Annotated in this window: 23 protein-coding genes; 15 read left to right on the forward strand and 8 right to left on the reverse strand. The window is 65.5% G+C overall.

The features are described 5' to 3' along the window. Nucleotides 1-8 precede the first annotated feature (8 nt). The 5 genes from K8R92_05425 to K8R92_05445 are packed head-to-tail and all read right to left on the reverse strand — an operon-like array spanning nt 9 to nt 4,215. Complete coding sequence (locus K8R92_05425) at nt 9-812, reverse strand: TatD family hydrolase (GenBank protein ID MCE9619328.1); 804 nt, start codon at nt 810-812, stop codon at nt 9-11. Beyond that, nucleotides 809-2,176, reverse strand: coding sequence for a cation:proton antiporter (locus K8R92_05430; protein ID MCE9619329.1), 1,368 nt, complete (start codon nt 2,174-2,176; stop codon nt 809-811). Before K8R92_05430 ends, K8R92_05425 begins: the two co-directional genes overlap by 4 nt. Continuing rightward, nucleotides 2,173-3,411, reverse strand: coding sequence for a hypothetical protein (locus K8R92_05435; protein MCE9619330.1), 1,239 nt, complete (start codon nt 3,409-3,411; stop codon nt 2,173-2,175). Before K8R92_05435 ends, K8R92_05430 begins: the two co-directional genes overlap by 4 nt. Further along, complete coding sequence (locus K8R92_05440) at nt 3,408-3,761, reverse strand: hypothetical protein (protein ID MCE9619331.1); 354 nt, start codon at nt 3,759-3,761, stop codon at nt 3,408-3,410. The genes K8R92_05435 and K8R92_05440 overlap by 4 nt, the downstream gene beginning before the upstream one ends. Next, the gene (locus K8R92_05445) at nt 3,754-4,215 is read right to left on the reverse strand and encodes a PTS sugar transporter subunit IIA (protein MCE9619332.1); all 462 of its coding nucleotides are present in this window, start codon (nt 4,213-4,215) and stop codon (nt 3,754-3,756) included. The genes K8R92_05440 and K8R92_05445 overlap by 8 nt, the downstream gene beginning before the upstream one ends. A 174-nt stretch (nt 4,216-4,389) precedes the next feature. Here K8R92_05445 and K8R92_05450 point away from each other — a divergent pair, with 174 nt between their 5' ends. The 14 genes from K8R92_05450 to K8R92_05515 all read left to right on the forward strand — a co-directional run bounded on the left by K8R92_05450 (nt 4,390) and on the right by K8R92_05515 (nt 18,814). Continuing rightward, complete coding sequence (locus tag K8R92_05450; protein ID MCE9619333.1) at nt 4,390-5,043, forward strand: cytochrome c family protein; 654 nt, start codon at nt 4,390-4,392, stop codon at nt 5,041-5,043. After that, nucleotides 5,040-8,003, forward strand: coding sequence for a TAT-variant-translocated molybdopterin oxidoreductase (locus K8R92_05455; protein ID MCE9619334.1), 2,964 nt, complete (start codon nt 5,040-5,042; stop codon nt 8,001-8,003). The genes K8R92_05450 and K8R92_05455 overlap by 4 nt, the downstream gene beginning before the upstream one ends. Further along, nucleotides 7,994-8,410, forward strand: coding sequence for a hypothetical protein (locus tag K8R92_05460; GenBank protein ID MCE9619335.1), 417 nt, complete (start codon nt 7,994-7,996; stop codon nt 8,408-8,410). Before K8R92_05455 ends, K8R92_05460 begins: the two co-directional genes overlap by 10 nt. Continuing rightward, the gene (gene nrfD, locus K8R92_05465; GenBank protein MCE9619336.1) at nt 8,407-9,957 is read left to right on the forward strand and encodes a polysulfide reductase NrfD; all 1,551 of its coding nucleotides are present in this window, start codon (nt 8,407-8,409) and stop codon (nt 9,955-9,957) included. The genes K8R92_05460 and nrfD overlap by 4 nt, the downstream gene beginning before the upstream one ends. Beyond that, on the forward strand, nt 9,954-10,568 hold the full coding sequence (locus K8R92_05470) for a DUF3341 domain-containing protein (protein ID MCE9619337.1): 615 nt from the start codon (nt 9,954-9,956) through the stop codon (nt 10,566-10,568). Before nrfD ends, K8R92_05470 begins: the two co-directional genes overlap by 4 nt. Nucleotides 10,569-10,573: 5 nt before the next feature. After that, the gene (locus tag K8R92_05475) at nt 10,574-11,251 is read left to right on the forward strand and encodes a cytochrome c (protein ID MCE9619338.1); all 678 of its coding nucleotides are present in this window, start codon (nt 10,574-10,576) and stop codon (nt 11,249-11,251) included. A gap of 1 nt (nt 11,252) precedes the next feature. Further along, nucleotides 11,253-12,551 carry a quinol:cytochrome C oxidoreductase gene (locus tag K8R92_05480; GenBank protein MCE9619339.1) on the forward strand — a complete coding sequence of 433 codons (1,299 nt, stop codon included), beginning with the start codon at nt 11,253-11,255 and terminating at the stop codon, nt 12,549-12,551. Nucleotides 12,552-12,563: 12 nt separating this feature from the next. Beyond that, complete coding sequence (locus K8R92_05485) at nt 12,564-12,965, forward strand: hypothetical protein (protein ID MCE9619340.1); 402 nt, start codon at nt 12,564-12,566, stop codon at nt 12,963-12,965. Then, nucleotides 12,962-13,876, forward strand: a complete 915-nt coding sequence (locus tag K8R92_05490) for an SCO family protein (GenBank protein MCE9619341.1) — start codon at nt 12,962-12,964, stop codon at nt 13,874-13,876. Before K8R92_05485 ends, K8R92_05490 begins: the two co-directional genes overlap by 4 nt. 21 nt (nt 13,877-13,897) lie before the next feature. Next, nucleotides 13,898-15,016, forward strand: coding sequence for a cytochrome c oxidase subunit II (gene coxB, locus K8R92_05495; protein MCE9619342.1), 1,119 nt, complete (start codon nt 13,898-13,900; stop codon nt 15,014-15,016). Then, nucleotides 15,013-16,725: a cytochrome c oxidase subunit I gene (gene ctaD / locus K8R92_05500; protein MCE9619343.1), complete on the forward strand. Its 1,713-nt coding sequence runs from the start codon at nt 15,013-15,015 to the stop codon at nt 16,723-16,725. Before coxB ends, ctaD begins: the two co-directional genes overlap by 4 nt. 415 nt (nt 16,726-17,140) lie before the next feature. Continuing rightward, nucleotides 17,141-17,728 carry a cytochrome c oxidase subunit 3 gene (locus K8R92_05505; protein ID MCE9619344.1) on the forward strand — a complete coding sequence of 196 codons (588 nt, stop codon included), beginning with the start codon at nt 17,141-17,143 and terminating at the stop codon, nt 17,726-17,728. Between the two features lie 9 nt (nt 17,729-17,737). Further along, the gene (locus tag K8R92_05510; GenBank protein ID MCE9619345.1) at nt 17,738-18,172 is read left to right on the forward strand and encodes a cytochrome C oxidase subunit IV family protein; all 435 of its coding nucleotides are present in this window, start codon (nt 17,738-17,740) and stop codon (nt 18,170-18,172) included. Nucleotides 18,173-18,199: 27 nt separating this feature from the next. Further along, complete coding sequence (locus tag K8R92_05515) at nt 18,200-18,814, forward strand: cytochrome c oxidase subunit 3 (GenBank protein MCE9619346.1); 615 nt, start codon at nt 18,200-18,202, stop codon at nt 18,812-18,814. Here the strand turns inward: K8R92_05515 and K8R92_05520 are convergent. Further along, nucleotides 18,781-19,872, reverse strand: a complete 1,092-nt coding sequence (locus K8R92_05520) for a DUF3179 domain-containing protein (GenBank protein ID MCE9619347.1) — start codon at nt 19,870-19,872, stop codon at nt 18,781-18,783. The two genes, K8R92_05515 and K8R92_05520, sit on opposite strands and share 34 nt — an antisense overlap. Then, nucleotides 19,869-20,885: a heme o synthase gene (gene cyoE, locus K8R92_05525; GenBank protein MCE9619348.1), complete on the reverse strand. Its 1,017-nt coding sequence runs from the start codon at nt 20,883-20,885 to the stop codon at nt 19,869-19,871. Before cyoE ends, K8R92_05520 begins: the two co-directional genes overlap by 4 nt. Nucleotides 20,886-20,939: 54 nt before the next feature. On the opposite strand from cyoE, the gene K8R92_05530 reads away from it, so the two are divergent. Further along, nucleotides 20,940-22,376: a COX15/CtaA family protein gene (locus tag K8R92_05530; protein ID MCE9619349.1), complete on the forward strand. Its 1,437-nt coding sequence runs from the start codon at nt 20,940-20,942 to the stop codon at nt 22,374-22,376. Here K8R92_05530 and K8R92_05535 read toward each other — a convergent pair. After that, nucleotides 22,351-23,739 (reverse strand): hypothetical protein, encoded by a 1,389-nt coding sequence (locus K8R92_05535; protein ID MCE9619350.1) that lies wholly within the window; start codon nt 23,737-23,739, stop codon nt 22,351-22,353. The two genes, K8R92_05530 and K8R92_05535, sit on opposite strands and share 26 nt — an antisense overlap. Nucleotides 23,740-23,766 lie beyond the last annotated feature (27 nt).

Here is a 23,766-nt window from a genome sequence, read left to right on the forward strand (position 1 = left end):
CCGCGATCCTAGCCGCCTGCGGGCGGAAGCTTGGCGAGAGGCAGGCCGAAAAAGCGCAGGGCATTGGCGTCGAGCGTGTTCAGGAACGACGCTTCGTCGGCACCGCGGATCCGGGCGAGATGGCGCGCCACCACGATCGAATGGGCGGGGCGATTCGGCTTCGCAGTGCGCATCGGTTCCGGGCTGAGGAAGGGCGCGTCGGTCTCGGCCATGATCCGGTCCTCGGGCACCAGCAGCGCAGCCTGCGCGACCTCGGGCGCGTTGCGGTAGGTGACGACACCGGTGAAGGAAATCCACGCGCCAAACTCCAGCACGCGCCGCGCCTCGTCGAGGGTGCCGGTGAAGCAATGAAAGACGAAGCGGTCGCGCGGCAGGCCGCTGGCGGCCAGAATGGGGATCAGATCATCGAAGGCCTTGCGGCAGTGGATGACGACCGGCTTGGAGAGCCCCTCGTCGGACCAGCGGGTGATGCGGTCGAGCTGCGCGTCCAACATCGTGCGCTGCAGCGAGGCCGCGGGCTTTTCATAGTGGTTGTCCAGGCCGAGCTCGCCCCAGGCCACGCAGCGAGGATGCGCCCCGCAGGCGCGAAGCACGCCCCAGTCCACGCGGTCGTCGGTGGAGAGCGGATGGATGCCGGCCGTGAACCAGAGGCGCGGATCGCTCTCGGCGAGCAGGCGGGCCTGGTCGGAGTCCTCGCTGTTGGTGCCGATGGTGATGCAGGCGCGCACGCCGGCCGCCTCGGCGGCGTCCAGTTCCTCCTTGAGCCGGTTGCGAAAGGGCTGATAGGTGAGATGGCAGTGGGTGTCGATCATGCTTGCAACTCGCCGGACCGTACCACTCCCAGTCGCATCAGGGGCGGCCCGATGATTTCGTTCACCACGATGGTCGCCAGCATCAGGCTTTCCAGCTCCCCGACCCAAGGCTCATTTCGAAAAAGCAGGGAAACTTCGGCCGCCAGCGCAATGCTGACGCCGGCCTGCGGAACCATCGCGGTCCAGAGCCAGCGGCGCACCGGATAGGCAACGGCCGCCATCTGGCAGCCGACGCGAAGTCCGGCCAGGATGCCCGCCAGTCGCGCCGCGGAGATGCCCAGGGCCAGCGGCCAGATCTGCAGGAACGAATCCAGCGAAATCTTCGCGCCGGTGACCGCAAAGAAGATGGCGTAGGTCGTCGGCAGCAGGTTGTCGACGGAATGAAAGAGTCGTCGCGAACTTTTCGGGGACGCGTTGGCCAGCGCGAAACCGGCGGTGATGCCGGCCAGCAGCGGCGCAATGTCGAGCAGGCGCCCGGCGACGGCAATCGCGAAGCCGGCGACGATGACCGCAAGATCCAGACGGAAGCGGGTGAGATTGGCCAGCAGCCCGAGCACCATCGAGAACGCCAGCCCCACGACGAGCGACCCGACCAGATGCCAGGAGACCCCTAGCGCCGCGCTCCAGCCACCGCCCTGCGACTGGCTGGCCGACCAGGATGCCAGCAGGCCGCTGATCAGAATGACCAGCGCCAGATCCTTGAGCACCGTCATGGCCAGCGCCGTGCGGGCGAAGGGACCCGTCGCCCGCGTCTCGCGCAGAAGCGCCGTGACGATGGCGGGACTGTTGGCGATGGCCAGCGCGCAGAGCACCGCCACGAGAAACCATCGCTCACTCGGCGTGCGCAATGAGAGCAGCGGGACCGATCCGGAGATCGCGGCCAGCAGCACCGCGACGAAGAGGACGACGCCGCCGGCGTCGCAGAGCACAAGCTGCGTGATGCGCCGGCCCGCGGTGCGCAGAAAAGACACGCGGATCTCGCTGCCGGCCACCAGTCCGATCAAGCTCACGGCCAGCGCGTTCATGAGTTCGAGATAGCGCAGCTCGCCGCGCGGAACCAGCGTGGGAAATCCCCGGGGCAGCCAGGTGGCAAAGGAGGGTCCCGCGAGAATTCCGAAGAGCAGGTAGGCCGTGACGCGCGGCAGGCGGAACGTCGCCACGATCTCGCCGGCCAGGAATCCTCCAAGCACGAGCAGGCCCAGCGCGAGAATGGTGTAGAGCGCCTCGTCGGGCGGGGGGGCCGCCTGCGAAAGCGCGTTACCCGCCGGCACGGCGACCGGCGGATGCGCCAGGCTGAGGCGCAACAGGCCGACCGCCACCACGGTCGCGAGCAGGGTCGCCGACAAAGCCAGCACCCGCTTCATGAGCGGCTTCTCCAAAGCAGGGGAAACAAGTTGCTGAGCACGCCGCAGGCGACCAGCGCCAGCAGGATGCCGCGCTGCGTGTCGTTGGCCCCCTCGACCAGCGAGGCGATGGCCAGCGGAATGGCGATGGGCGCCTGGCGGATGGCTGCGAAATGGATGACCTGCGCGCCGGGCTCATTCCAGGCCTTGCCGCTGAGCCGCCAGGCCACCGGCGTCTTGAACGCGAAGCGGAAGGTGATCAGCGCCGCGGCGATGATCCAGGGCCAGAAGCTGCCCAGGTCGCCCAGCATCGCGCCGGCAAACAGGAAGAACATGCTGGCGACCGCGGCCTCGCTCTCGGTGACCAGGCGTTCCAGTCGCCGCATGGCGCCGCTGCGCATGTTGGTGATCACCATTCCCAGCAGGCAGGCGCCGAACATGGGCGAGCCGTTGAGCGCGATGGAGACGCCGCTCACCAGGGCGAGCGTGCCGACCAGCGAGGCGATGATCCGTCCCTCGCTCCAACTTTCGCGGTCGAGGATGACGCGGATCGCGGTCGCGGCGATGGCGGCCACGATCAGGGTGACCACAAGTCCAAGCGAGCCGCGGGCTGCGTCGATGACGGTCGTGCCGTCCGCCAGGGTGGAAGCCTGCAACATCGCGACGCCGTGCAGCGCGATGGCAAGGACCGCCGCCAGGCCGGCGCCGGCGTGGATCAGCGTGGCCAGCTGCGGCGAGCGCGTATCGAGCCCGCGGAGCGAGCGGAGTTCGCCCGCCCATCCCATCGTGGCGCAACCCGTGAGCGCGCAGGGAATCCACATCGCGCCCAGCGAGGCGCCGGGATCCATGAGCCGCAGTGCGGTCGCGGTGAAGCCGACACCGGCCGCCAGGCTGAGCAGCGAATCCAGGGCAAGCCACTGCCAGAGCGCCGCGGGAACCGCTGCAAGCACGGAGCGCTTGAGCTGCAATCCGACGAGGAGACCGATCCACGCAAGTCCAAGCTGGAGCAGGGGGCGCAGCTCGGTGAGGGAGCCGGTCTTGAAAAGGTCGAAGCCGATCGGACCCAGCAGCAGGCCGGCCGCGAAGGCGACCCATCCGCCGCCGATCAGCGCGGCGGCGACGGGAATGCGCAGCAGCTTCGCCGCCTGTCGGGTGAGCGAGAAGGAGGCGAGGCCGAAGGCGATGGAGCCTATCGCCAGCGCCGAGATCGCCCGCGTGATGTCGCCGAAGGTTTCCGTTGCCAGGGTCGCCGTCACAGACCGAGGCCCATCACCGTCTCCACGGGAAGCGTCACACCAAGGGGGCGGCGCTCCACGGGCAGCTGCGACATGAAGCGCATGAGCGCGTCGATCTGCGCCCGGCTCGCGATGGACAGCACGACGCGGCTTCCGGTGGCTTGGGGAAGCAGGGAGGCGAGCCCTGCGAAGATGGGCATCTCAGAGCGGATGATCGCACCCAGCCCGCGACTCTCCAGCACGGTGGCGCCCTGGATGCCGGCGTCGATAAGCGCCGTCACCAGAGGATCAAAGCTTTCCTCGGTCCGGGCCACCAGGACCAGCAGCCGCTCATCCTGAGAGGGCCTTTCGGCCGCGGTGGAATCATGCATGTCGTTGATCCTCCTGAAGAATCAATTCCATCAGCGCCATACCGTTGGCGGCGGATTTCAAACGAGCGCGGGCTTCGGCATCGGAGGCAATCCTGCTGAGTCGAGCCAAGAGGCGCACATGCTGCCAGGGATTGGATGAATCCCCGACCAAAACGAAGATCAGGTCGGCTGGCGGATTAGTAAAGTCCAATAATAACCCTCTTGGAACTAAAATACAGCCTATGACTGTTCGCTTGATCCCGGCTACCACGGCATGGGGGAATGCCACCCCCTCAGGAGTGCAGACTGAGCCATTTCGCATTCGGGCCATGAAGGCCTGTTCCAGCGTTGTCGCGGACAATCCGACAATCGGCGACAATTGCTCGCAAATGTTGCGAATGAACTGCGTGGGTTCAGGCGATGGGTCCAGTCTTTGCACCAGCTCCGGAAGCAAGACATCCTTCAGCATCTCCATATAAGGTAGCGACCGCCGTGAAACTCGCCGGGCAAGCGGTCCGGTCCGACTGGAACTTTGTCCATTGTTGACGCACCGACTGAAACACCCGTAGGATTACCCCGTCGTACTTTGTGAAATAAATCACGAAGTTCCATTCGGATTGAACGCCTCGAACAGGAACATCGCTTACCCGTGAGCCGCTTCCTCTTTCCACGCTGGTCCAACGCCTTCCTGCCATTGGTGATCGTGCTTGGCGCGATCGCCCCGCTCTATGTGGGCATGTTCGTCGCCTATGGATTCAGCCCGAAGACCCTCGAGATGGGCTACATGCCCACGCAGCCGGTTCCCTACAGCCACGCCCTGCATGCCGGAAAGCTCGGAATGGATTGCCGCTATTGCCACATCAGCGTGGAGAAGGCCTCCTTCGCCGCGGTTCCCGCGACGCAGACCTGCATGAACTGCCACACACAGATTCATCGCGAGAGCCCGAAGCTGGAGAAGATCCGCACCAGCTACGAGACGGGCATGCCGGTCGAATGGATCAAGGTTCACAAGCTCGCCGACTACACCTACTTCAACCATTCAGCGCATGTCGTGCGCGGCGTCGGCTGCGTGGAGTGCCACGGACGCATCGACCAGATGGAAGTCGTCTATCGAGTGGCGCCACTCTCCATGGGATGGTGCCTGGAATGCCATCGCGATCCCTCCGGCCGGATCCGTCCTCCCGCCATGGTCACGCAGATGGCCTGGGACCAGAACAAGGAAATGACAGCCGAGGAGCGCGCCGCGCTTCAAAAACTCAACAACATCCACCCCAGCGACAATTGCTCCACCTGCCACCGATGAAAATTTCCAAGGACATCCCACTTCCATTGGCCCAGTCGCACGGCGCATGCGGATGCACGTCGTCGGATGTTGCGGCCGATTCAAACGGCGCCTGCGGTTGCGGCTCGTCGGAGTCCGCGGCGCCGGCGAATGGCGGGTGCGGCTGCGGATCTTCCAAGGCGGTGCCGGCGCAGCGCAGCGGCAGCGCCTGGTGGCGGTCGCTCGGTGAAAAATCCGAGGACGCCGAAGCCAGCGCTTTTGCATCACGCGAGTTTTCGATGGCCAGTGATGTGCTCGATGGCGACGACCGGCGCACCTTCATCAAACTGATGGGCGCGGGATTCGCGCTGGCGGGGCTTGGACTTGCGGGATGCCGCCGATGGCCGGAGTCGAAGATTGTTCCCAACGCCAGCCAGCCGGCCAATCGCACGCCCGGCATCGCGGTGACCTACTCGACCGCCGTCGACCTGATGGGCGTGGGCTACGGATTGGTGGCGACCAGCTACGACGGACGGCCGATCAAGCTCGACGGCAATGCGGCCCATCCCTTCTGGGGAGGCGCTTCCACCAGTTGGATGCAGTCGCGCGTGCTTGAGCTCTACGATCCTGACCGGAGCCGACAGGTGTTCAAGAACGGCGCTCCCTCCGACTACGCAGCCTTTGCCAAGTGGCTTCGCGCCAATGCCGACCGCCTGGCTGCGGCGCAGGGCGAAGGGCTGGCCATTCTCACGCAGGCGAATTCCGGCCCCGCGTTCGCCGACATGGTCGCGCGGGCAGCGGCCATGTATCCGAAGATGTCCGTGGCGACCTGGGAAGCCCTCTCGCCCGACGCCAGCCGCGACGGACTCTGGATGGCCACCGGCCGCAACGTCATGCCAATCTTCGACCTGTCCCAGGCGAAGGTCATCGTGTCGCTCGATGCCGATTTCCTGGGCACGACCGCGGACTCCACGCGATCCACCAAGCAATGGGCCGAGGGCCGGCGCGTCCGAAATCCGGACGCCTCCAAGCAGACTCAGAATCGCACCTACGTCGCCGAGCCGAGCCTCACCGTCACGGGCATGAACGCCGACGAGCGCTTCGCGATGCGCCGCATGGACATCCCGATCTTCGCCGCGCGGATCGCACAGGCCCTGGGCGTCGGCAGCGGCAACGGCGAACTCAAGGCCGCGCTCGACACCGCCGTCGGAAGCGCCGCGGGCAAGAACCTTCTGGACGAGCGCGGCGAAGCCGTGCTCGCGAAGATGATCGAGGACCTCAAGTCCGCCGATGGCGCGGCGATCGTGCTCTGCGGTGAAAGCCAGCCCGCCGCGATGCACGCCCTGGTCGCTTCGATCAACAATGTCCTGGGAGCAAAGAGCAAGACGCTTCGCTATGTCCCGACACCGCAAGCCTCCTGCGTCGCGCAGCTCAAGGAGCTCGTCGACCGGATGAATGCCGGCAAGATCGACACGCTGCTCATTCTGGGCGCCAATCCGGTCTACGACGCGCCGGCCGACCTGCAGTTCGCCGCGGCCATGGGCAAGGTTCCCAACATCGCCCGCGTCAGTTACTACCGCGACGAGACCAGCCTGGAAAAATCCTGCGCCTGGCACGTCCCGGCCTGCCACTTCCTGGAATGCTGGGGCGATGTGCGATCGCCCGATGGCGTCGTCAGCATCCAGCAGCCGCTCATCCAGCCGCTGATCGATCCCGCCCAGGGCGGGCGCTCGCCGGTCGAGGTTCTCGCCGAGTTGATCGGCCAGGATCCGCGAGACGGCTACGCCATCGTGCGCCGAACGCACATGGCCGGCAGCGGCCTGTCGGGAACCGCATTCGACCACCAATGGCGCACGTGGCTTGACCAGGGAATCGTCGAGGGGACCACGGCGATCCTGGTGCCGGCGCCGGTCAACGACGGCGCCGTGGGCAAGAACTTCGCGACACTGGCGGGAACCCTTGGCGGCGTCCGCGGCAGCGAGATCGAGCTCTGCTTCGCCCCCGACGCGAGGGTGCTGGACGGGCGCTTCGCCAACCTGGGCTGGCTGCAGGAACTGCCCGATCCGGTGACCAAGCTCACCTGGGACAACGCACTGCTTCTTTCCGTCGCGACGATGCAGCGACTGGGATTGAAGTCCGGCGACATGGTCAAGGTCTCCGCCGGCACCTCCTCCATCGAATGCGCGGTCTGGGCCGTGCCCGGCAACGCCGACGACACCGGCACCATCGCGCTGGGCAGCGGACGCAGCGGCGCCGCCGCGGGCCGCGTCGCCGCCGACGCCGGATTCAACGCCTATCCGCTGCGCACCTCAACCAACATGGGCTCCATCCGCGGCGTCTCGGTGCAACCGGTCGGCCGCCGCTACGAGTTCGCCCACACCCAGGACCATGGCGCCGTCGATGCCCTCGTGGCCGCGGTTCCCAACGACGGCATTCAAGCCCGGCTGCCCACCTTGGTGCGCGAAAGCTCGCTCTCGAAATACCGCGCCGAACCGGCCTTCGCCGGCGAGCTGGTGCACACGCCGCACCGCCTTTCGCTCTGGCAGGAGAACAACCTCGACGGCGCCCAGTTCCGTTGGGCCGTCTCCGTCGACCTCTCCACCTGCACCGGCTGCAGCGCCTGCGTCACCGCCTGCCAGGCGGAGAACAACATTCCGATCGTCGGCAAGGATCAGGTGAAGCGCGGCCGCGAGATGTTCTGGATCCGCATCGACCGCTACTTCCGCGGCTCCGACGCCGCCAAGCCCGAGGGCTTCGCCATCCAGCCCGTGGCCTGCATGCACTGCGAGAACGCGCCGTGCGAGCAGGTCTGCCCGGTGGCGGCCACCGTGCATGACTCCGATGGACTCAACAGCATGGTCTACAACCGCTGCATCGGCACGCGCTATTGCAGCAACAACTGCCCCTACAAGGTGCGCCGCTTCAACAGTCCGGACCCTTCGCGATCAAGCCGGAGTACTACGTCGACACCGGCCCCGACGTGTGGGTGCGCATGCAGATGAACCCCGAGGTCACGGTGCGCATGCGCGGCGTGATGGAGAAGTGCTCCTTCTGCGTGCAGCGGATCGCCGCGGCGAAGATCAAGTTCAAGAACAAGTGGGTGCAGGCGGGCGGCACCTCGGCGGGCACGGCGAACTACTCCATTCCCGACGGGGCCATCATCACGGCGTGTCAGCAGGCGTGCCCCGCCAACGCGATCGTGTTCGGCGACCTGAACGATCCGGCCAGCCAGGTGAGCAAGCTTCACGCATCCAAGCTCTCCTATGGAATGCTCGAGGAGCTCAATGTGAAGCCGCGGGTGAAGTACATGGCGCGGGTTCGCAATCCCGCCATCGAGCGCCCCGAGTCCCATGAAGAGGGCCATGCGCCAGAGCATGCCCGCGCGTCCAACGGGGAGGCCAAGTCATGACCTCGCTGCAGGCCAACCGGCCCACCGCGCTGCCCGGCTTTCAGGAGTCGGACAACACCGCCGAGAATCCCGGCATCCGCGCCCCGCTGGTGCTGAACATGGATCGCTTCAACCAGGTGACCCGGCAGGTCTGCCAGGTCGCCGAATCGAAGCGCCCGCCCTTCGCCTGGTACGCGGCCTTTACCGTGAGCCTTGGGCTGGTCGGCCTGCTCGGCTTCTGCGTCACCTACCTCATTTTCACCGGAGTCGGCGTCTGGGGTTTGAACAATCCGGTGATGTGGGCCTTTGACATCACCAACTTCGTCTTCTGGGTCGGCATCGGACATGCCGGAACGCTGATCAGCGCCATCCTTTTCCTTTTCCGGCAGAAGTGGCGCACCGGCATCAACCGCTTCGCCGAGGCCATGACCATTTTCGCGGTCATCTGCGCCGGACTCTTCCCCGGCATCCACGTCGGACGCGTCTGGCTGGCCTACTGGCTCTTCCCGATTCCCAACCAGATGGACATGTGGCCGCAGTTCCGCAGTCCGCTGCTCTGGGACGTCTTCGCGGTCGGCACCTACTTCACCGTCTCCTTCGTCTTCTGGTTCATCGGCATGGTGCCGGACCTGGCGACGTTGCGCGACCGCGCCAAGGGACCGATCCAGCAATTCGCCTACGGCCTCTTCGCCCTGGGATGGCGGGGGAGCAACCGGCACTGGCACCGCTATGAGGTGGCCTATCTGCTGCTGGCCGCGCTGAGCACGCCGCTGGTGCTAAGCGTCCACTCGGTCGTGAGCTTCGACTTCGCCGTGAGCCAGCTGCCCGGCTGGCACACCACCATCTTCCCGCCCTACTTCGTCGCCGGAGCCATCTTCAGCGGCTTCGCCATGGTGGTCACGCTGGCCGTGCCCGCGCGGCAGCTCTTCGGCCTGAAGGACCTGATCACGCTGCGCCACCTGGACAACATGAACAAGATCATCCTGGTCACGGGATGCATGGTGGGCTACGCCTACTCGATGGAGTTTTTCATCGCCTGGTACTCCGGCGCGATCTACGAGAAATTCGCCTTCGTCAACCGCGCCTTCGGACAGTACTGGTGGGCCTACTGGATCATGGTCAGCTGCAACGTGATCACGCCGCAGCTCTTCTGGTCCAAGCGCATCCGCACCAGCATCCCGATCATGTTCGCCCTCTGCCTGGTGGTGAACATCGGCATGTGGTTCGAGCGCTTCGTCATCATCGTCACCAGCCTCGCCAACGACTTCCTGCCGACCAGCTGGGACTTCTTCACGCCGACCTGGGTGGACATGGGCACGATGATGGGAGCCTTCGGTTTGTTTGGAACCTGCTTCCTGCTTTTCTGCCGCTACCTGCCGATGATCGCGATCGCCGAAGTCAAGGCCACCATGCCGCAGGCGAATCCGCACTGGTCGGGATACGAGGCGGCCCACGGACACGGAGATCATGGCTCGCACGGCGGCGGATCCGCCAAGCCATCCTTCGCCAGCCCCGACGCGCAGCGAAGCCCGGGCGGAAGCCCGAATGGGAGCGACCTGACGCCATGACCACGCTTTCGCCGACACCGCACGCAGCGCCGAGTGCGCCCACCCAGCGCCGCCGCCTCTACGGCGTGATCGGTGAGTTCCACGATCCCGCCGCATTGATGGCCGCCGCCGAAAAAGTCCGCGGTGCCGGCTACCGATGGTGGGATTGCCACACACCTTTCCCGGTGCACGGGCTCGACAAGGCCATGGGCATCCGCCGCACGATCCTGCCGGTGCTGGTCTTCGGCGCGGGCCTGACCGGAACCACGGTCGGCTTCTGCCTGCAGGCCTTCACCAACGCCGCGAGCTTCTCGATCTGGGCGCTGGTCTGGGTGACCGGCTATCCCTTCCTCATCAGCGGCAAGCCGCTGATCAGCCTGCCGGCCTTCATTCCCGTCATGTTCGAGCTCACCATTCTGCTCGCGGCCCTGGGTTCGGCGGGCATCATGCTGCTCTTCAACGGACTGCCGCGGTGGAACCATCCGCTGCTCACCAGCAAGCGCTTCCTGCGCGTCACCGACGACCGGTTCTTCATCGTGATCGAGTCGCGCGATCCGCGGTTCTTTGCCAGCCGCACCGAACAATTCCTCAAGGATCTCGGCGCCAAGGCCGTCGAGATGGTGGAGGCCTGACCGTCATGCCGCGCATCTTCATCTTTGCAGGACTGATCGGATTGATGTGCCTGCTGTTGCCGCCGGCCATCATCGCCCGCGTCCGCAGCACCCCCAATTCAAACCTTCCGATCCGCATCGTCCAGGACATGGCCTTCCAGTCCAAGTACAAGACGCAGGCGGTCAATCCGCTCTTCGCCGACCGCAACACCATGCGTCCTCCGGTGCCCAACGCGGTGGCCCGCGGCGAGACCTACATCGACACACACCTCTACGACGGCGTGATCGAGGGGCAGTGGGCCAACGTCCTGCCGGAGCAGATCGCCACGACCTTCGCCACGCTCAAGCGCGGCCAGGAGCGCTTCAACATCTACTGCTCGGTCTGCCACGGCCTCTCCGGCTATGGCAACGGCATCATCAACCAGCGCGCAATGGAACTGGTGGCCAACGCCAACGGGCCGGTCAACGGCACCGTGTGGGTGGCCGCCAAGAACCTGGTCCACGACGAGGCCGTGGTGGTCCAGCCCGTCGGCCAGATCTTCAACACGATCACCTACGGCATTCGCAACATGGCCGGCTACGGAAGTCAGATTCCCACCGAGGATCGCTGGGCGATCGCGGCCTATGTGAAGGCCCTGCAGCGAAGCCAGAACGCCCAGCCCTCGGACGTGCCTCCGGGAACCAAAGTCGCGGAGGCCAAGTGAGATGAGTCAAAGCGCGCCCGTCATCAACCTGAGCACGGCCAACATCCGCGGCGAGAGTCTTTCCACACCCGGACAGTTGATGCGCCTCCTCGGCCTCGCCATTCTGGCGGGCTCATTCCTCATGGGGCTCAACGCCACCGACCAGGGACTCTTCCTGCGCACCTGGATGCAGGCGTGGCTCTTCGTCACCACGGTTTCCCTCGGAGCGCTCTTCTTCCTGATCGTGCAGCACATCACGCACGCGGGATGGAGCGTGGTGGTGCGCCGCCCCGCCGAGGCGCTCGCCTCGAATCTGCAGTGGCTCTGGATCGGCTTCCTGCCCTTCGTCTTCTACTGGTGGAAGGGGCAGCTGGACTTCATCTTCCCGTGGGCGAACCTCGAGGCCCTCAAGCACATCTCGCTGGAGGAGGCGGAGCTCGTCGCCAAGAAGTCGGCCTTCCTCAACGACCGCTTCTTCATGATCCGCGCCGCGATCTACCTGGTGACCTGGTTTGCGCTGTCGAAGTTCTTCGTCGGCAACTCCTTCGCGCAGGACAGCGACGGCTCGGTGGCCCGCACCAAGAAGCTCGAGAAGTGGGCGGGTCCCGCCGCGATCCTTTTCGGCGTGACCACTTCCTTCGCCGCCTTCGACTGGATCATGAGCCTCAACCCGGCCTGGTTCAGCACCATGTTCGGCGTCTACTTCTTCGTGGGCTGCTGCACCGGCGGCTTCGCCTGCCTGGGCATCGTCTGCCTGCGCCTGCAGCAACTGGGCTACCTCAAGGGGGTCATCACCTCCGAGCACTACCAGGACATCGGCAAGCTGCTCTTCGCCTTCGGCGTGGTCTTCTGGGCCTACATCGCCTTCAGCCAGTACATGCTGATCTGGTATGGCAACATTCCCGAGGAGACCGCGTGGTTCCTGGCCCGGCAGATCGGCGAGTGGCGCGTCGTCAGCGTGGTGCTGCTCTTCGGCCATTTCATCCTGCCCTTCCTCTTCCTGATCAGCCGCTGGACCAAGCGATGGCGCGGCACGCTCTTCTTCGCCTGCGTCTGGATGCTCGCCGCCCAGTGGTTCGATCTCTATTACCTGATCCATCCGCACATTCCCCACGACATCGGCACCTTCAGCACCTACGATCAGATCCTGGCCAAGTACGCCGGCGAGAGCGCCCACTTCCTCAATCCGTGGAACTGGGTCCTGCTGGCGGGGTTCTGGCTCATGATGGTCGGCACCACGCTGCGTCGGCTCGGCTCGATGGGGCTGCTTTGCGTCCGCGATCCGCGCCTGGCCGAGAGTCTGCGCTTCGAAAATATTTGATGGAACCACGAGATGACCACCGCCAACCCTGACCTTCTGCAGCAGCTCGACGATCCGGAACCCGGCAGCACCTGGTTCGTGTCGCTGGCCACCATCGTGATCTTCGTGGTCATCGTCGTGGCGGCCAGCGCCTTCTACTTCAAGATCGACGAGCATGAGATCGACGCCAAAGTCGTGGACCAGCCCACGCTGGACCTCGAGCACCTGCGCGCCGCCCAGCGTGAGGAGCTGGCGGTCTACAGCAACTACAACTGGATCCTGCCCGACGGCAAGTCGGCGACCCGGATGCGGATTCCGATCGAGCGCGCCATGGAGCTCGTGGTGCAGGACGCCAAGAGCGCACCGCGCGTCCTGCCCGCCTCGGCGAAGCCCGCTGCCGCCCCTGTGACCGCCCAGCCCGGAGCCGCGAAATGAACCTGCGCAAGGCCACCCTCCTGGTCAGCCTGATCGCCGCCGCGGCGTTGGCGCACAGCGCCTTCGCGCAGCGCCCGCTGGACGCCCACGGCTACGAACCGCGGGCGCAGTTCACCGATGCTCCGAAGGAACTCGATGGACTCGAAGTCAAGGATCAGCGCGGCGCGAGGCTGCCCATGGAGGCGGCGCTCTTCGACGAGAGCGGCAAGGCCATCACGCTGGCGGAGCTCTTCGCCGACGGCAAGCCCAAGCTGGTGCAGCTGGGCTACATGAAGTGTCCGATGCTCTGCAGCCTCGTGCTCAACGGTTTGGTGAAGGGCATGCAGGGGCTGGACTGGTCGGCGGGGGAGCAGTACGACGTGCTCTTCTTCAGCATCAACCCCGACGAGACTTTTGAACTGGCCGCGGCCAAGCGCAAGGGATACGCGGTCGAATATGGACGCGCCGGCGGCGAGAAAGGCTGGCGCTTTCTGACCGGCTCCGAGGCCAGCGTCCGCTCCATCGCCGAAGCGGTCGGCTTTCCCTACCGAAAAATGGAAAATGGCGAGTATGCCCATCCGGCCGCGGTCTTCGCCGTGACCGGCGACGGGCGACTCGCCCAGTATCTGCCGGGCGTGGCGCCGACTCCGTCGGATCTGCGCCTGGCCCTGACCGGCGCCGGCGAGGGCCAGCTCGGCTCGACCTTTGACCAGTTCGTCTTCTGGTGCCACAACTTTGACCCCGCCAAGGGCAGCTATGCGTGGCATGCCTACCGAATCATGCAAATTGCGGGACTGTTCACCGTGCTCGCGCTGGGCGCGGTGGTGTGGATCCTCTTCCGCAGCGAGGCCCGCGCCAAGCGCCTGGCCGCGCCGTTCCTCGGCGCGACGGCTCCGACGAATCGGGTCCCCGGAGCGCTCCCGACGCCCTAGTCCCCACCAACGAATCCTCCCATGTCCATCGCCTCAACCATCCTTTCGAACGTGCTTGCCGGAGATCCGCGCCAAGGCGGCACCATCTGGCTTCCGCCGCCCGACAGCAATCTGGCGGCCAACAGCGACAGCATGTTCTGGTGGATCAACGCGATCTGCTACTTCTTCTTCATCGGCATCGTGATCGCGCTGGTGTACCTGGTGGCGAAGTACCGCCTGCGGAAAGATCAGCCCTTCCGCACCGACGGCCCTCACCACCATCTGCCGCTGGAGATGACCTGGGCCCTCGTGCCGCTGCTGATCGTGATCTTCATCTTCTACTTCGGCTTCCGCGACTACCTGAACTTCATGACGCCCCCCAAGAACTCCTTCGAGATCTCGGTGCAGGCGCAAAAGTGGAGCTGGCTCTTCAAGTATCCCAACGGCGCGACCAGCGAGGATCTCTATGTGCCCGCCGGCCGGCCGGTGAAGCTCTCCATGCGGAGCTCGGACGTCCTGCACTGCTGCTACATCCCGGATTTCCGCGTGAAGAAGGACCTGGTGCCGGGGCGCTATTCCTACATGTGGTTCCAGACCGACGACCCCACGCCGACCGGCTGGGGACACAATCTCTTCTGCGCCGAGTACTGCGGCACCGGTCACAGCAACATGAACCGCAAGGTCTACGTGCTGCCCCAGGCGGAGTACGACACCTGGCTGGTGGCCCAGGCCCAGTGGCTCGACAAGATTCCCGATGAGGAGCTCTACTTTCGCGCGGGTCCCAAGCTCTACGCGCGCTGCCAGCAGTGCCACTCGCTCGACGGCACCAAGGGCATCGGTCCCTCCTGGAAGGGTCTGTGGTCGCGGGTCAGCGGCGGCGAGGGCAGCGACGGCAAGTTCGCCGACGGCACCGGCTACCAGAGCCAGATCGGACCCGGCAAGCAATACGCGACGCCTGAGGACTACATCCGCGAATCCATCCTGAACCCCGGCGCGCATCTCGTGGCCGGTTACAGCAACGCCATGCCGACCTTCAAGGGGCAGCTCAACGACAAGGGCATCGACGCCGTCATCGGCTTCATGAAGCACCTGGATGAGTTTGATACCAAGGGCAAGTATCTGAAGGACGTTCCGCCCGCCCCCAAAGTGAGCATGAAATGACCACACTCGAATTCGATCCCATCCTCGACACGTCGGCCAAGTCCGACAACTACCTCACCCACACGCGCGGGTTCATGAGCTGGGCCTTCACGCTGGATCACAAGCGGATCGGCGTGATGTACCTGGTCAGTGTGCTGGTCAGCTTCTTCGTCGGCGGCATGTTCGCCCTGCTGGTGCGGACCGAGCTGCTCACCCCGGGCCAGACGATTCCCGGCGTCACCGCCGATGTGTACAACCAGTTCTTCACCCTGCACGGCGCGATCATGGTGTTCCTGGTGATCATCCCGAGCATTCCCGCGGCCCTGGGCAACTTCGTCATGCCCATCATGCTGGGAGCCAAGGACGTCGCCTTCCCCCGGCTCAATCTCATGAGCTACTACCTCTGGGTCTTCGGCGCGCTCTTCACGGTCAGCAGTCTCATGATGGGCGGCTTCGACACGGGCTGGACCTTCTACACGCCCTATTCGACCACCACGCCCGCCGGCGGCGTGATCCCCGCCCTCACCGGGGTCTTCATCCTGGGATTCTCCAGCATCTTCACCGGCATGAACTTCATCGTCACGGTGCACAAGCTGCGCCCGCCGGGCATGACCTGGTTCCGCATGCCGCTCTTCCTGTGGGCGATCTACGCCACCGCCATCATCCAGGTGCTGGCCACCCCGGTGCTCGCCATCACGCTGCTGCTGCTGATCGTCGAGCGCTCCTTCAACATCGGCATCTTTGATCCGTCGATGGGCGGCGACCCGGTGCTCTTCCAGCACTTCTTCTGGTTCTACAGCCATCCCGCGGTCTACATCATGATCCTGCCGTCAATGGGCATCATCAGCGAGCTCATCAGCGTGCACGCGCACCGGCACATCTTCGGCTACAAGTTCATCGCGCTCAGCTCCATCGCCATCGCCATCTTCAGCTTCATGGTGTGGGGCCACCACATGTTCATCAGCGGACAGAGCCCGCTGCTCAACACGCTCTTCAGCCTGATCTCCTTCAGCGTGGCGATTCCCAGCGCGGTGAAGGTGTTCAACTGGATCTCGACCCTCTACAAGGGCAACATCGTCCTCAACACGCCGATGCTCTACGCCCTGTCCTTCCTGATTCTGTTCACCATTGGCGGCCTGACCGGCATCCACCTGGCCACGCTCAACACCGACGTGCACTTGCACGACACCTACTTCGTCGTGGCCCATTTCCACTACGTGATGATGGGCTCGGCCCTCATCGGCATGATCGGCGGAATGCACCATTGGTGGCCGAAGATGACCGGGCGCATGTACAACGAGAACCTGGGGCGCATAGCCTGCGTCATCATCTTCATCGGCTTCAACGTCACCTTCTTCACGCAGTTCTTCCTGGGCAGCCAGGGCATGCCGCGCCGCTACTACGACTACCAGCCCGAGTATCAGATCTACCACGTGATCAGCACGATCGGCTCCTACATCATGGCCTGCGGATTCCTGCTCACCGCCTACTACCTGGTGTCCAGTCTCTTCGGCGGGCGCCGCGCTCCGGCAAATCCCTGGGGCGGCCGCAGCCTGGAGTGGCAGTGCGCCAGCCCGCCGCCCTATGACAACTTCGCCACCCAGCCGCGCGTGGGCGACTGCTACGACTTCTCCTGCGTCCGATGGGACGACAAGGAGCAGGGCTACGTCGTGGACCGCTCGCTCGATCCCGACTTGAATACCGGCGCGGCCGAGAAGAAGGCGCACTGATGTCCCCGAACCACCTCCACGAGAGCACCCCGTGACCACCCTTCAATCCGACTCATCCCACGCCGACGGACACGGCGCTCCCGACCGGAGCCACGGCAGCCACGACCACGACAAGTATCCGTTCCTTCAGCACCACTTCGACACCCCGGCGCACCAGTTCGACAGCGCCAAGCTGGGCATGTGGCTCTTCCTCGCCACCGAAGTCCTCTTCTTCGGCGGCCTCTTCGTGGCCTACGCGGTGTTGCGCAACCGCTTTCCCGAGGTCTTCAGCTACGCCAGCCACTACCTCGACACGATCATGGGAGGCATCAACACCTGCGTGCTGATCCTTTCCAGCCTGACCATGGCCATGGCGGTGCGCTTCGCGCAGACCAACCGCCGGACCGGGCTGATCATCTGCCTGATCCTGACCTTCATGGGCGCGGTCGGCTTCATGGTGATCAAGTACTTCGAGTACAGCCACAAGATCCACGACAATCTGGTGTGGGGCAAGTCCTTCTATGTTCCGCCGCACGACGCCGCGGGCGAGGAGGAGGCCAAGGTTCTCGCGGTGGCGCCGACGGCAAGCACCACGCTCGCGCCGGCGAACCCCGCGGTCTTCGCAGTTCCGTCGCTGGCGACCCTGCCGCCGGTCGAGGCCACCGCGATCAAGCCCGCCTCGCAGGCGCCCGCGGGCCTGGCCACGGCGCATCAGGAGGCCAAGGCCGAAGGACTTCACGAGGGCGGACACGATCCGGCCTTTGCCCATCCCTCCACGCATCTGGTTGACCCCAAGATGCCGCCGAACACGCACCTGTTCTTCGCGGTGTACTACGCCATGACGGGCCTGCACGGCATCCACGTGCTGGCGGGCATGGTGATGATCGGCTGGCTCCTGCACCGGGCCATCCGCGGAGACTTCTCCAGCGACTACTTCACGCCGGTGGACGTCGGCGGCCTCTACTGGCACATCGTCGACTTGATCTGGATCTTCCTCTTTCCGCTGTTCTATCTCATTCACTAAGGGCACCTCATGTCTCACACCGCTTCGACAACCCACGCGACGGGCGTACACGCTCCCGGCGCGCATCCCCTCGTCGGCCATCTGGTTCCCGCCTGGCTGCTGGTCTTCACCGGCACCGTGCTGTTGCTGCTCACGGCCATCACGGTGGCGGTGCGCTACATCGACATCGGTGAGTTCAACATCGTGGTCGCCCTGGGCGTGGCCCTGATCAAGGCGACGCTGGTCTGCCTTTTCTTCATGCATCTGCGCTGGGACCGGCCCTTCAACATCCTGGTATTCATCGCCAGCGCCGTGTTCGTGATCCTGATGATGGCCTTCCTGGTCATGGACACCAGCCAGTACTTCAAGGATCAATTCACCGGCAACGCCCCCGAGGTCGAGACCACGCTGCAGGCCAACGCCCCCGGCGCGCCGGTGGCCCGCTTCAAGTCCTACAGCCCTTGACGCGGGGCCTGCCGCGAGCGCAACGTCGTGGCGATTAAAACCCAGAAGAAAGTCGACCCCTTCTCCGGCCCGCCGCAGCGTTTCGCCGCTGGTGTGCTGGGCATGTGGGTCTTCCTGGTCGTGATCGCCATGATGTTTTTCGGCGCCATCATCGGGTACTTGGTCATCCGGATGAGTCCTGACCTGGCCGAGCCCTTCATTCCCGAAGGAGCGGAGGGCCTCCCGAACATCCTGATCTTCTCGACGATCGCCCTGATGGCGTCGGGGTTCACCATGCACCGTGCCACCCAGCGCGTCCGGCAGGGGCAGCCCGGGCAGGCGCACCGCGCCATGTCCTGGACTCTGCTCCTGGCGGTCGCCTTTCTCGTGCTGCAGAGCGCGGCGTGGATCTCGCTCTACCAGCACAATGTCCGGCCCGGCGAAAACCTCTACGCGTGGAGCTTCTATGTGCTCACCGGCCTGCACGCGGTTCATGTGATGGCGGGATTCGTGCCCTTGATCCGTGTGTGGAGAAAAACCGCCCACGGACACTACAGCAAGGCGCATCCGGAAGGCATCGTCTACTGCGAGATGTACTGGCACCTGCTCGGCGGAATCTGGCTGGTGCTTTACTTCACGCTCTGGCTTGGCATGCGGACTTGATCGCTTGCCGCCGCGGAATGAAACGCTTCCCACGCGAAGGAGAGGCAGGGGGTCACCTGGATCGGCGTCCCGTCGGCGGCGCGAATCAGCACCGACGCGGGTTCCTTCTGGGAGGTGACCACCACGGGGACGCCGCCGACGGCAAAGCTCCAAGGGGCGTCGCCGCCCCGGTCCGCCGCCTCGCGCAGCGTGACGACGCGCGTTTCGCCGCCCGCAGTGATGGCGATGATCGGCATCTTGTCGGGCATGGCGTCGGGACGGGACATGCGGCCGATCGGAAAATCGACGCGCGGGCTCAGCAGGTAGCGGCTGTACGAGAAGGTCTTCATCCGCTGCTCGTCCTGCGGATCGGGCAGGATCACCTCGGTGGCGGGATGCTCGGCGAGCCAGTGCTTCCAGGTGCACACATTGACGTTGGGAATCTCCACCAGCTTCGTGCCCGCGGCGGGTCCGGCGATCGCCTCCTCGCCCATCTGGCTCCACAGGCTGGGCGCGCCCGAGGAAGACTTGTCATACATCACCAGGTTGGAGTCCAGCAGCAGTCCGCTCACGCCGAAGTCGAGCGTGGCGCCGCCGACCCGGCGGTCAAAGACGATGGCCGCGTCGCAGAGCGGGCTGAAGGTGACCGCAATCGGCACGCCGGCAAGCTCGTCGTTCACGATCTCATGCACGTTCATCAGGTTCAGCGGATAGGCGCGAGACTGGCCGCCGATTTCCACGCCGATCACGCGGTCGGCGGTGACGACGAACTTCGAGCGCAGCTTCGCGTTGTAAGCCAGCATGTCGTGGCCCGCGATCGACTTCGGCCGGTCCAGTGGAAGCAGGAAGTCCCGCGGATTGCCGCTGGCGACCAGGGCACCGCCGCGGGTTTGAAGATTGCCGAGCTCGAATCCGTAGGAGGCGACCGACTGCCCGTCTCCCTTGGGATGGTGGCCCAGGAAAATTCCGGCGAAGGCCCAGGCCAGGATGGCCAGCACCAGCACTCCCGCCAGCGCAATCACCCAGCCGCCGGAGCGGAAGGTGAGCGTCGGGGAACCCGTGGGCGCTCCCTCGCTCATGGGGCCTTCGGCGCGCTGGTTGTTGGCGCGGGGGTCGTGGGCGCCGGCAGGTCAAGCATGATTCCGCGGCCGCCGCGAAGCGCGGCGTCGGTGCCGAGGGGCCCGCGGTCGAGCACCATGGTTCCCAGCACCAGGGGCAGGTAGATCAGCGAGGCGAAGAACATGGCGCGGGCGGAGGCATCATCGACGCGGCGCAGATGACGCAGCGCGAACCAGGCGAATCCGAGGCCGGCCAAGCCGGACACGATCGCGGAGACCAGGCCCGCCAGGCCGAGAAGCGTCGCCATCAATCCCAGCGGCACCAACGTGAGCGCCGCAAGCAGGCTGGTCTGCGCCGCCAGATGCTCCGAGCCCTCGACCGCGGGCAGCATCAGGAAACCGCCGCGCCGGTAGTCGCCGCGATGCAGCCACGCCAGTGCAAAGAAGTGGGGCATCTGCCAGACGAAGAGAATCGCCCCCAGCACCCACGCGCCGCGCTGCAGGTCTCCCGTCGCGCCGACCCAGCCGATCATCGGCGGGATGCCTCCGACCACCGCGCCGACCAGGGTGTTGAGCGTGGTCATCCATTTCATCGGCGTGTAGACCGCCACATAGAGGACGATGGTGAGCGCCGCCAGGGCGCATGAATACAGGTTCACCTGCGTGGCCAGCGTGAAGCAGCCGAGGTAGCCCAGGACCATGCCGGCGACCACCGCACCAACCACCGAGACGCGTCCCGCGGGGATGGGGCGGCGCGAGGTGCGGTGCATCAGGCCGTCGCGGCGCACTTCGATCGCCTGGTTCAACGCCGCGGCGCTGGCGGCGGCGAGAAAGGTGCCCAGCATCGTCCAGCCGAAGCGGGGCCAGTCGGTCCCGCCCGGCTCAGCCAGCGCGAATCCGGCGGCGGTCGTTCCCAGCACCATCAGGCTCAGCCGCGCCTTGATCAGCGTGCTCCAGTCCGAAGCGCGGCTGCCGCGCGGTGGGGCCGCTGTGCGAGCGTCCGCCGGTTCGATGTCTGCGTTGGAGGTGTTCATGGGCGTGCGCGCCGCGGGCCTGCCGGACGAGTGGCGTCTACTATAGATGCCTTCATGAGCCCGATCATCCTCGCGTCCTCAGAAGGCAGCTCCGGCATGTTTGGACTTTTGTATGCCGGTCTTTTCCTGATCGGCGTGATGGTGGTGATCCTGCGCATGCGATCGCAAACCCTGGCGCTGGGATTCGCCACCACGACGGTGCAATGGGGATTGGCCTACCTCGCCATGATGGGTCCGGGACCGGTCGTGGGCGATGCGCTCTTCGCGCTGACCCTTGCCGCGCCGATCGCAGCGGGCTTCGTCGCCGCGCGGACGCTGCGCGACCAGGCCTCGCCTGTGGGGGTCGGCCTGGTGTCCGGATACGTGAATCTGCTGGTCGTGGGCGGGCTGGTCGGCGGCGGCAGCAGCGACTCCGCGATGATCACGCAGGGGGCACTGTGGGGCGCGGGCATGCTCGTGGGCAGCGGCCTGCTCGCCTGGATCGGCGGCGCTTTCGGAAGCAAAAAATCCGCCGCGTGGCCCTGGCCCGCGCCGGCGGCGCTCTTCGCCATCGTCGCCTGCGGCGCCATCTTCCTGCTGCTGATCACCGGAGGTCTGGTCACCGGGCTCGAGGCGGGCCTCGCGGTGCCCGATTGGCCCAACACCTTCGGCCACAACATGCTGCTCTACCCGGTCAGCGAGATGAAGGGCGGCGTCTACTACGAGCACGCCCACCGGCTCTTCGGCATGCTGGTCGGCGCGACCACGCTCACCACGGTGCTCGTGGTGTTCCGCGAGGATCGCCGCGGCTGGGTTCGCCTTCTCTCCATCGCCGCGCTGCTGATGGTGTGCGGCCAGGGCTTGATGGGCGGCCTGCGCGTCACCGGCAAGCTCACGCTGAGCCAGCAAACCGCGGAGCTCTCGCCGAGCATCCTGCTGGCGATTGCGCATGGCATCTTTGGACAGATCGTCTTCGCGACCGTGGCACTGCTGGCGGCGGTGCTGACGACCTCTTGGAAAACCGCCGCACCGCTGGGCGGATTCGCCGGCGCAGGAAGCGTGCGGGCCCTGACACTGGCCGCGCCCTTCGTGCTGATCGTGCAATTGTTCCTGGGCGCCAGCTACCGGCATCTGCAGATTCCACCGCGCGACGGGCATCCGGCCTTCCATCCGGTCTGGGCCATGCACGGGCATCTGGGTTTCTCCATCGTGGCGATCCTTGCGGTGGTGCTGGCCGCGAGCCGCATGTCCGCGGCGGCGCGGGAGAAGCCGGAGCTCAAGCGGCTCGGCTCCTGCGCCACTGTGCTGATCACGCTTCTCATTGTCCAGGTCCTGCTGGGCCTGCTGGCCTACGTCGCGGTGCTGATGCGCAAGGATGCGGCGATTCCGCTTTGGGAGCTCGCCTTCACCTCCGCCCATCAGGCGACCGGAGCGCTGCTCTTCGCCGCGGCCATCCAGGGCGCCGCGTGGACGCGCCGGCTCGTGGTCACTGCGCAGTCTGAACGGGCTTGATCGCCTCTTCCAGGGCGAGCACGGAGAACACGGTGGCGAGCACAGGCTCGCCCTCCATCCAACGCGCCTCGGGATTCTGCCAGGAGCCGTCGGGCCGCTGACGCAGCACGATCGAATCGATCATCTCCTCGCGCCAATTGTGCTTCCTGCCATCAGTGTCCGTCACCTGGTCGCTGCCGCAGGCGAGCAGAGCCCGCGCCGCGGAGTGGATGTAGTAGTAGTAACCCTGCTGGCCAAGCCCCGGATTCTCGCTGAAGGTGAAATGCTTCTGGATCCACTCCAGGGCGGCCTTGACCCGCGGATCGTTGCGCGGCAGCCCCGCGAAGAGCATGCTTTTGTATCCGGCGTAGGTCATGCTGCCGTAGCTGCGCAGCGCGCGGGTGCCGGGCGGCATCTTCTCGCCCATGCGACCTTCGCCCGCGCTCTCGCTGGAAAGGCTCTCACCGCCGTTGGCGGGGGTGTAGATCATGCCTCCGTCATCGTTGCCGGCCTGCGACCAGGGAGCGGCATTGGTCGACTTCAGATTCTGGCAGCGAGTCAGGAAGATCACGGCGCGTTCCACCGCGGGGTCCTTCGCGTTGGCGTTGGCCTCGTGCAAGGCGTCGAGCATGAACTGCGTGTTGCTCAGGTCGGGGCGTCCGCTTCCCAGGCCATATCCCATGCCGCCATACCAGTCCTGTTTGGGCTCGATGCCGTTGCTCTCGTCGTACTGGCACTTGCGGATCCAGGCCACTGCTTCCGCGAGCTGCTTTTCATATTTCGGTTCCTGCAGCGCGGCCAGCCCCATCGCCGTGCAGGAGGCGACATAGGTCGACATGCCTCCCTTGTCATCGGTTCCGAAGCCATTCTTCCCGGTCAGCAGCGTCATCAATCGCGAGGCTCCGCGCTCCAGGGACGCTTCGCCCTGCAGGGTCAGTCCGCGCTGCGCCAAGGCGCGGACCACCAGAGCCGTCATGGCGCTGCTGGCCGCCGTGGCCGATTTCGACTCGGTGCTGGTGGCGGCCGTCTCGCCCTCCATCCATCCGCCCTGCGGTGACTGAACGGTTTTCAGGTAGGCGATGCCCTTGTCGATGGCCTCCATGGCGCGGGCGAAGGTGGCGGGCGAAATCGGAACCTCGGTCGGGTTCTTGGCGATGCGCCGGATCACCGGCGGCGGCGGATCAAACGAGGTCGTGGCGGGCGGAACCGGAAGGATCGTGCTCTTGGCCGCGATGGGCGGCTTCGGCGCCGTGGCGTCCTGCGCGGCGGGAGCACCGGGCGCCTTTTGCGCGGGTGCCGCAGGTGTGCCGGGCGAAGCTTGTCCCCAGCAGAACGAAGTCACGAGCGCTACACACAGCCACGATGTTGAAAGGGTATTCCGCATCGGCGAATTCTAGCAATCGCACTCCTT

The sequence above is a fragment of the Planctomycetota bacterium genome (assembly GCA_021414025.1).
GTDB lineage: Bacteria > Planctomycetota > Phycisphaerae > Phycisphaerales > SM1A02 > SYAC01.

Coding starts and splice junctions, on each gene's coding strand:
- K8R92_05425 (MCE9619328.1), bottom strand. CDS start 812: ATGATCGACACCCACTGCCATCTCACCTATCAGCCCTTTCGCAACCGG.
- K8R92_05430 (MCE9619329.1), bottom strand. CDS start 2,176: ATGAAGCGGGTGCTGGCTTTGTCGGCGACCCTGCTCGCGACCGTGGTG.
- K8R92_05440 (MCE9619331.1), bottom strand. CDS start 3,761: ATGCATGATTCCACCGCGGCCGAAAGGCCCTCTCAGGATGAGCGGCTG.
- K8R92_05445 (MCE9619332.1), bottom strand. CDS start 4,215: ATGGAGATGCTGAAGGATGTCTTGCTTCCGGAGCTGGTGCAAAGACTG.
- K8R92_05455 (MCE9619334.1), top strand. CDS start 5,040: ATGAAAATTTCCAAGGACATCCCACTTCCATTGGCCCAGTCGCACGGC.
- K8R92_05460 (MCE9619335.1), top strand. CDS start 7,994: ATGCAGATGAACCCCGAGGTCACGGTGCGCATGCGCGGCGTGATGGAG.
- nrfD (MCE9619336.1), top strand. CDS start 8,407: ATGACCTCGCTGCAGGCCAACCGGCCCACCGCGCTGCCCGGCTTTCAG.
- K8R92_05470 (MCE9619337.1), top strand. CDS start 9,954: ATGACCACGCTTTCGCCGACACCGCACGCAGCGCCGAGTGCGCCCACC.
- K8R92_05475 (MCE9619338.1), top strand. CDS start 10,574: ATGCCGCGCATCTTCATCTTTGCAGGACTGATCGGATTGATGTGCCTG.
- K8R92_05480 (MCE9619339.1), top strand. CDS start 11,253: ATGAGTCAAAGCGCGCCCGTCATCAACCTGAGCACGGCCAACATCCGC.
- K8R92_05485 (MCE9619340.1), top strand. CDS start 12,564: ATGACCACCGCCAACCCTGACCTTCTGCAGCAGCTCGACGATCCGGAA.
- K8R92_05490 (MCE9619341.1), top strand. CDS start 12,962: ATGAACCTGCGCAAGGCCACCCTCCTGGTCAGCCTGATCGCCGCCGCG.
- coxB (MCE9619342.1), top strand. CDS start 13,898: ATGTCCATCGCCTCAACCATCCTTTCGAACGTGCTTGCCGGAGATCCG.
- ctaD (MCE9619343.1), top strand. CDS start 15,013: ATGACCACACTCGAATTCGATCCCATCCTCGACACGTCGGCCAAGTCC.
- K8R92_05505 (MCE9619344.1), top strand. CDS start 17,141: ATGGGCGCGGTCGGCTTCATGGTGATCAAGTACTTCGAGTACAGCCAC.
- K8R92_05510 (MCE9619345.1), top strand. CDS start 17,738: ATGTCTCACACCGCTTCGACAACCCACGCGACGGGCGTACACGCTCCC.
- K8R92_05520 (MCE9619347.1), bottom strand. CDS start 19,872: ATGAGCGAGGGAGCGCCCACGGGTTCCCCGACGCTCACCTTCCGCTCC.
- cyoE (MCE9619348.1), bottom strand. CDS start 20,885: ATGAACACCTCCAACGCAGACATCGAACCGGCGGACGCTCGCACAGCG.
- K8R92_05530 (MCE9619349.1), top strand. CDS start 20,940: ATGAGCCCGATCATCCTCGCGTCCTCAGAAGGCAGCTCCGGCATGTTT.
- K8R92_05535 (MCE9619350.1), bottom strand. CDS start 23,739: ATGCGGAATACCCTTTCAACATCGTGGCTGTGTGTAGCGCTCGTGACT.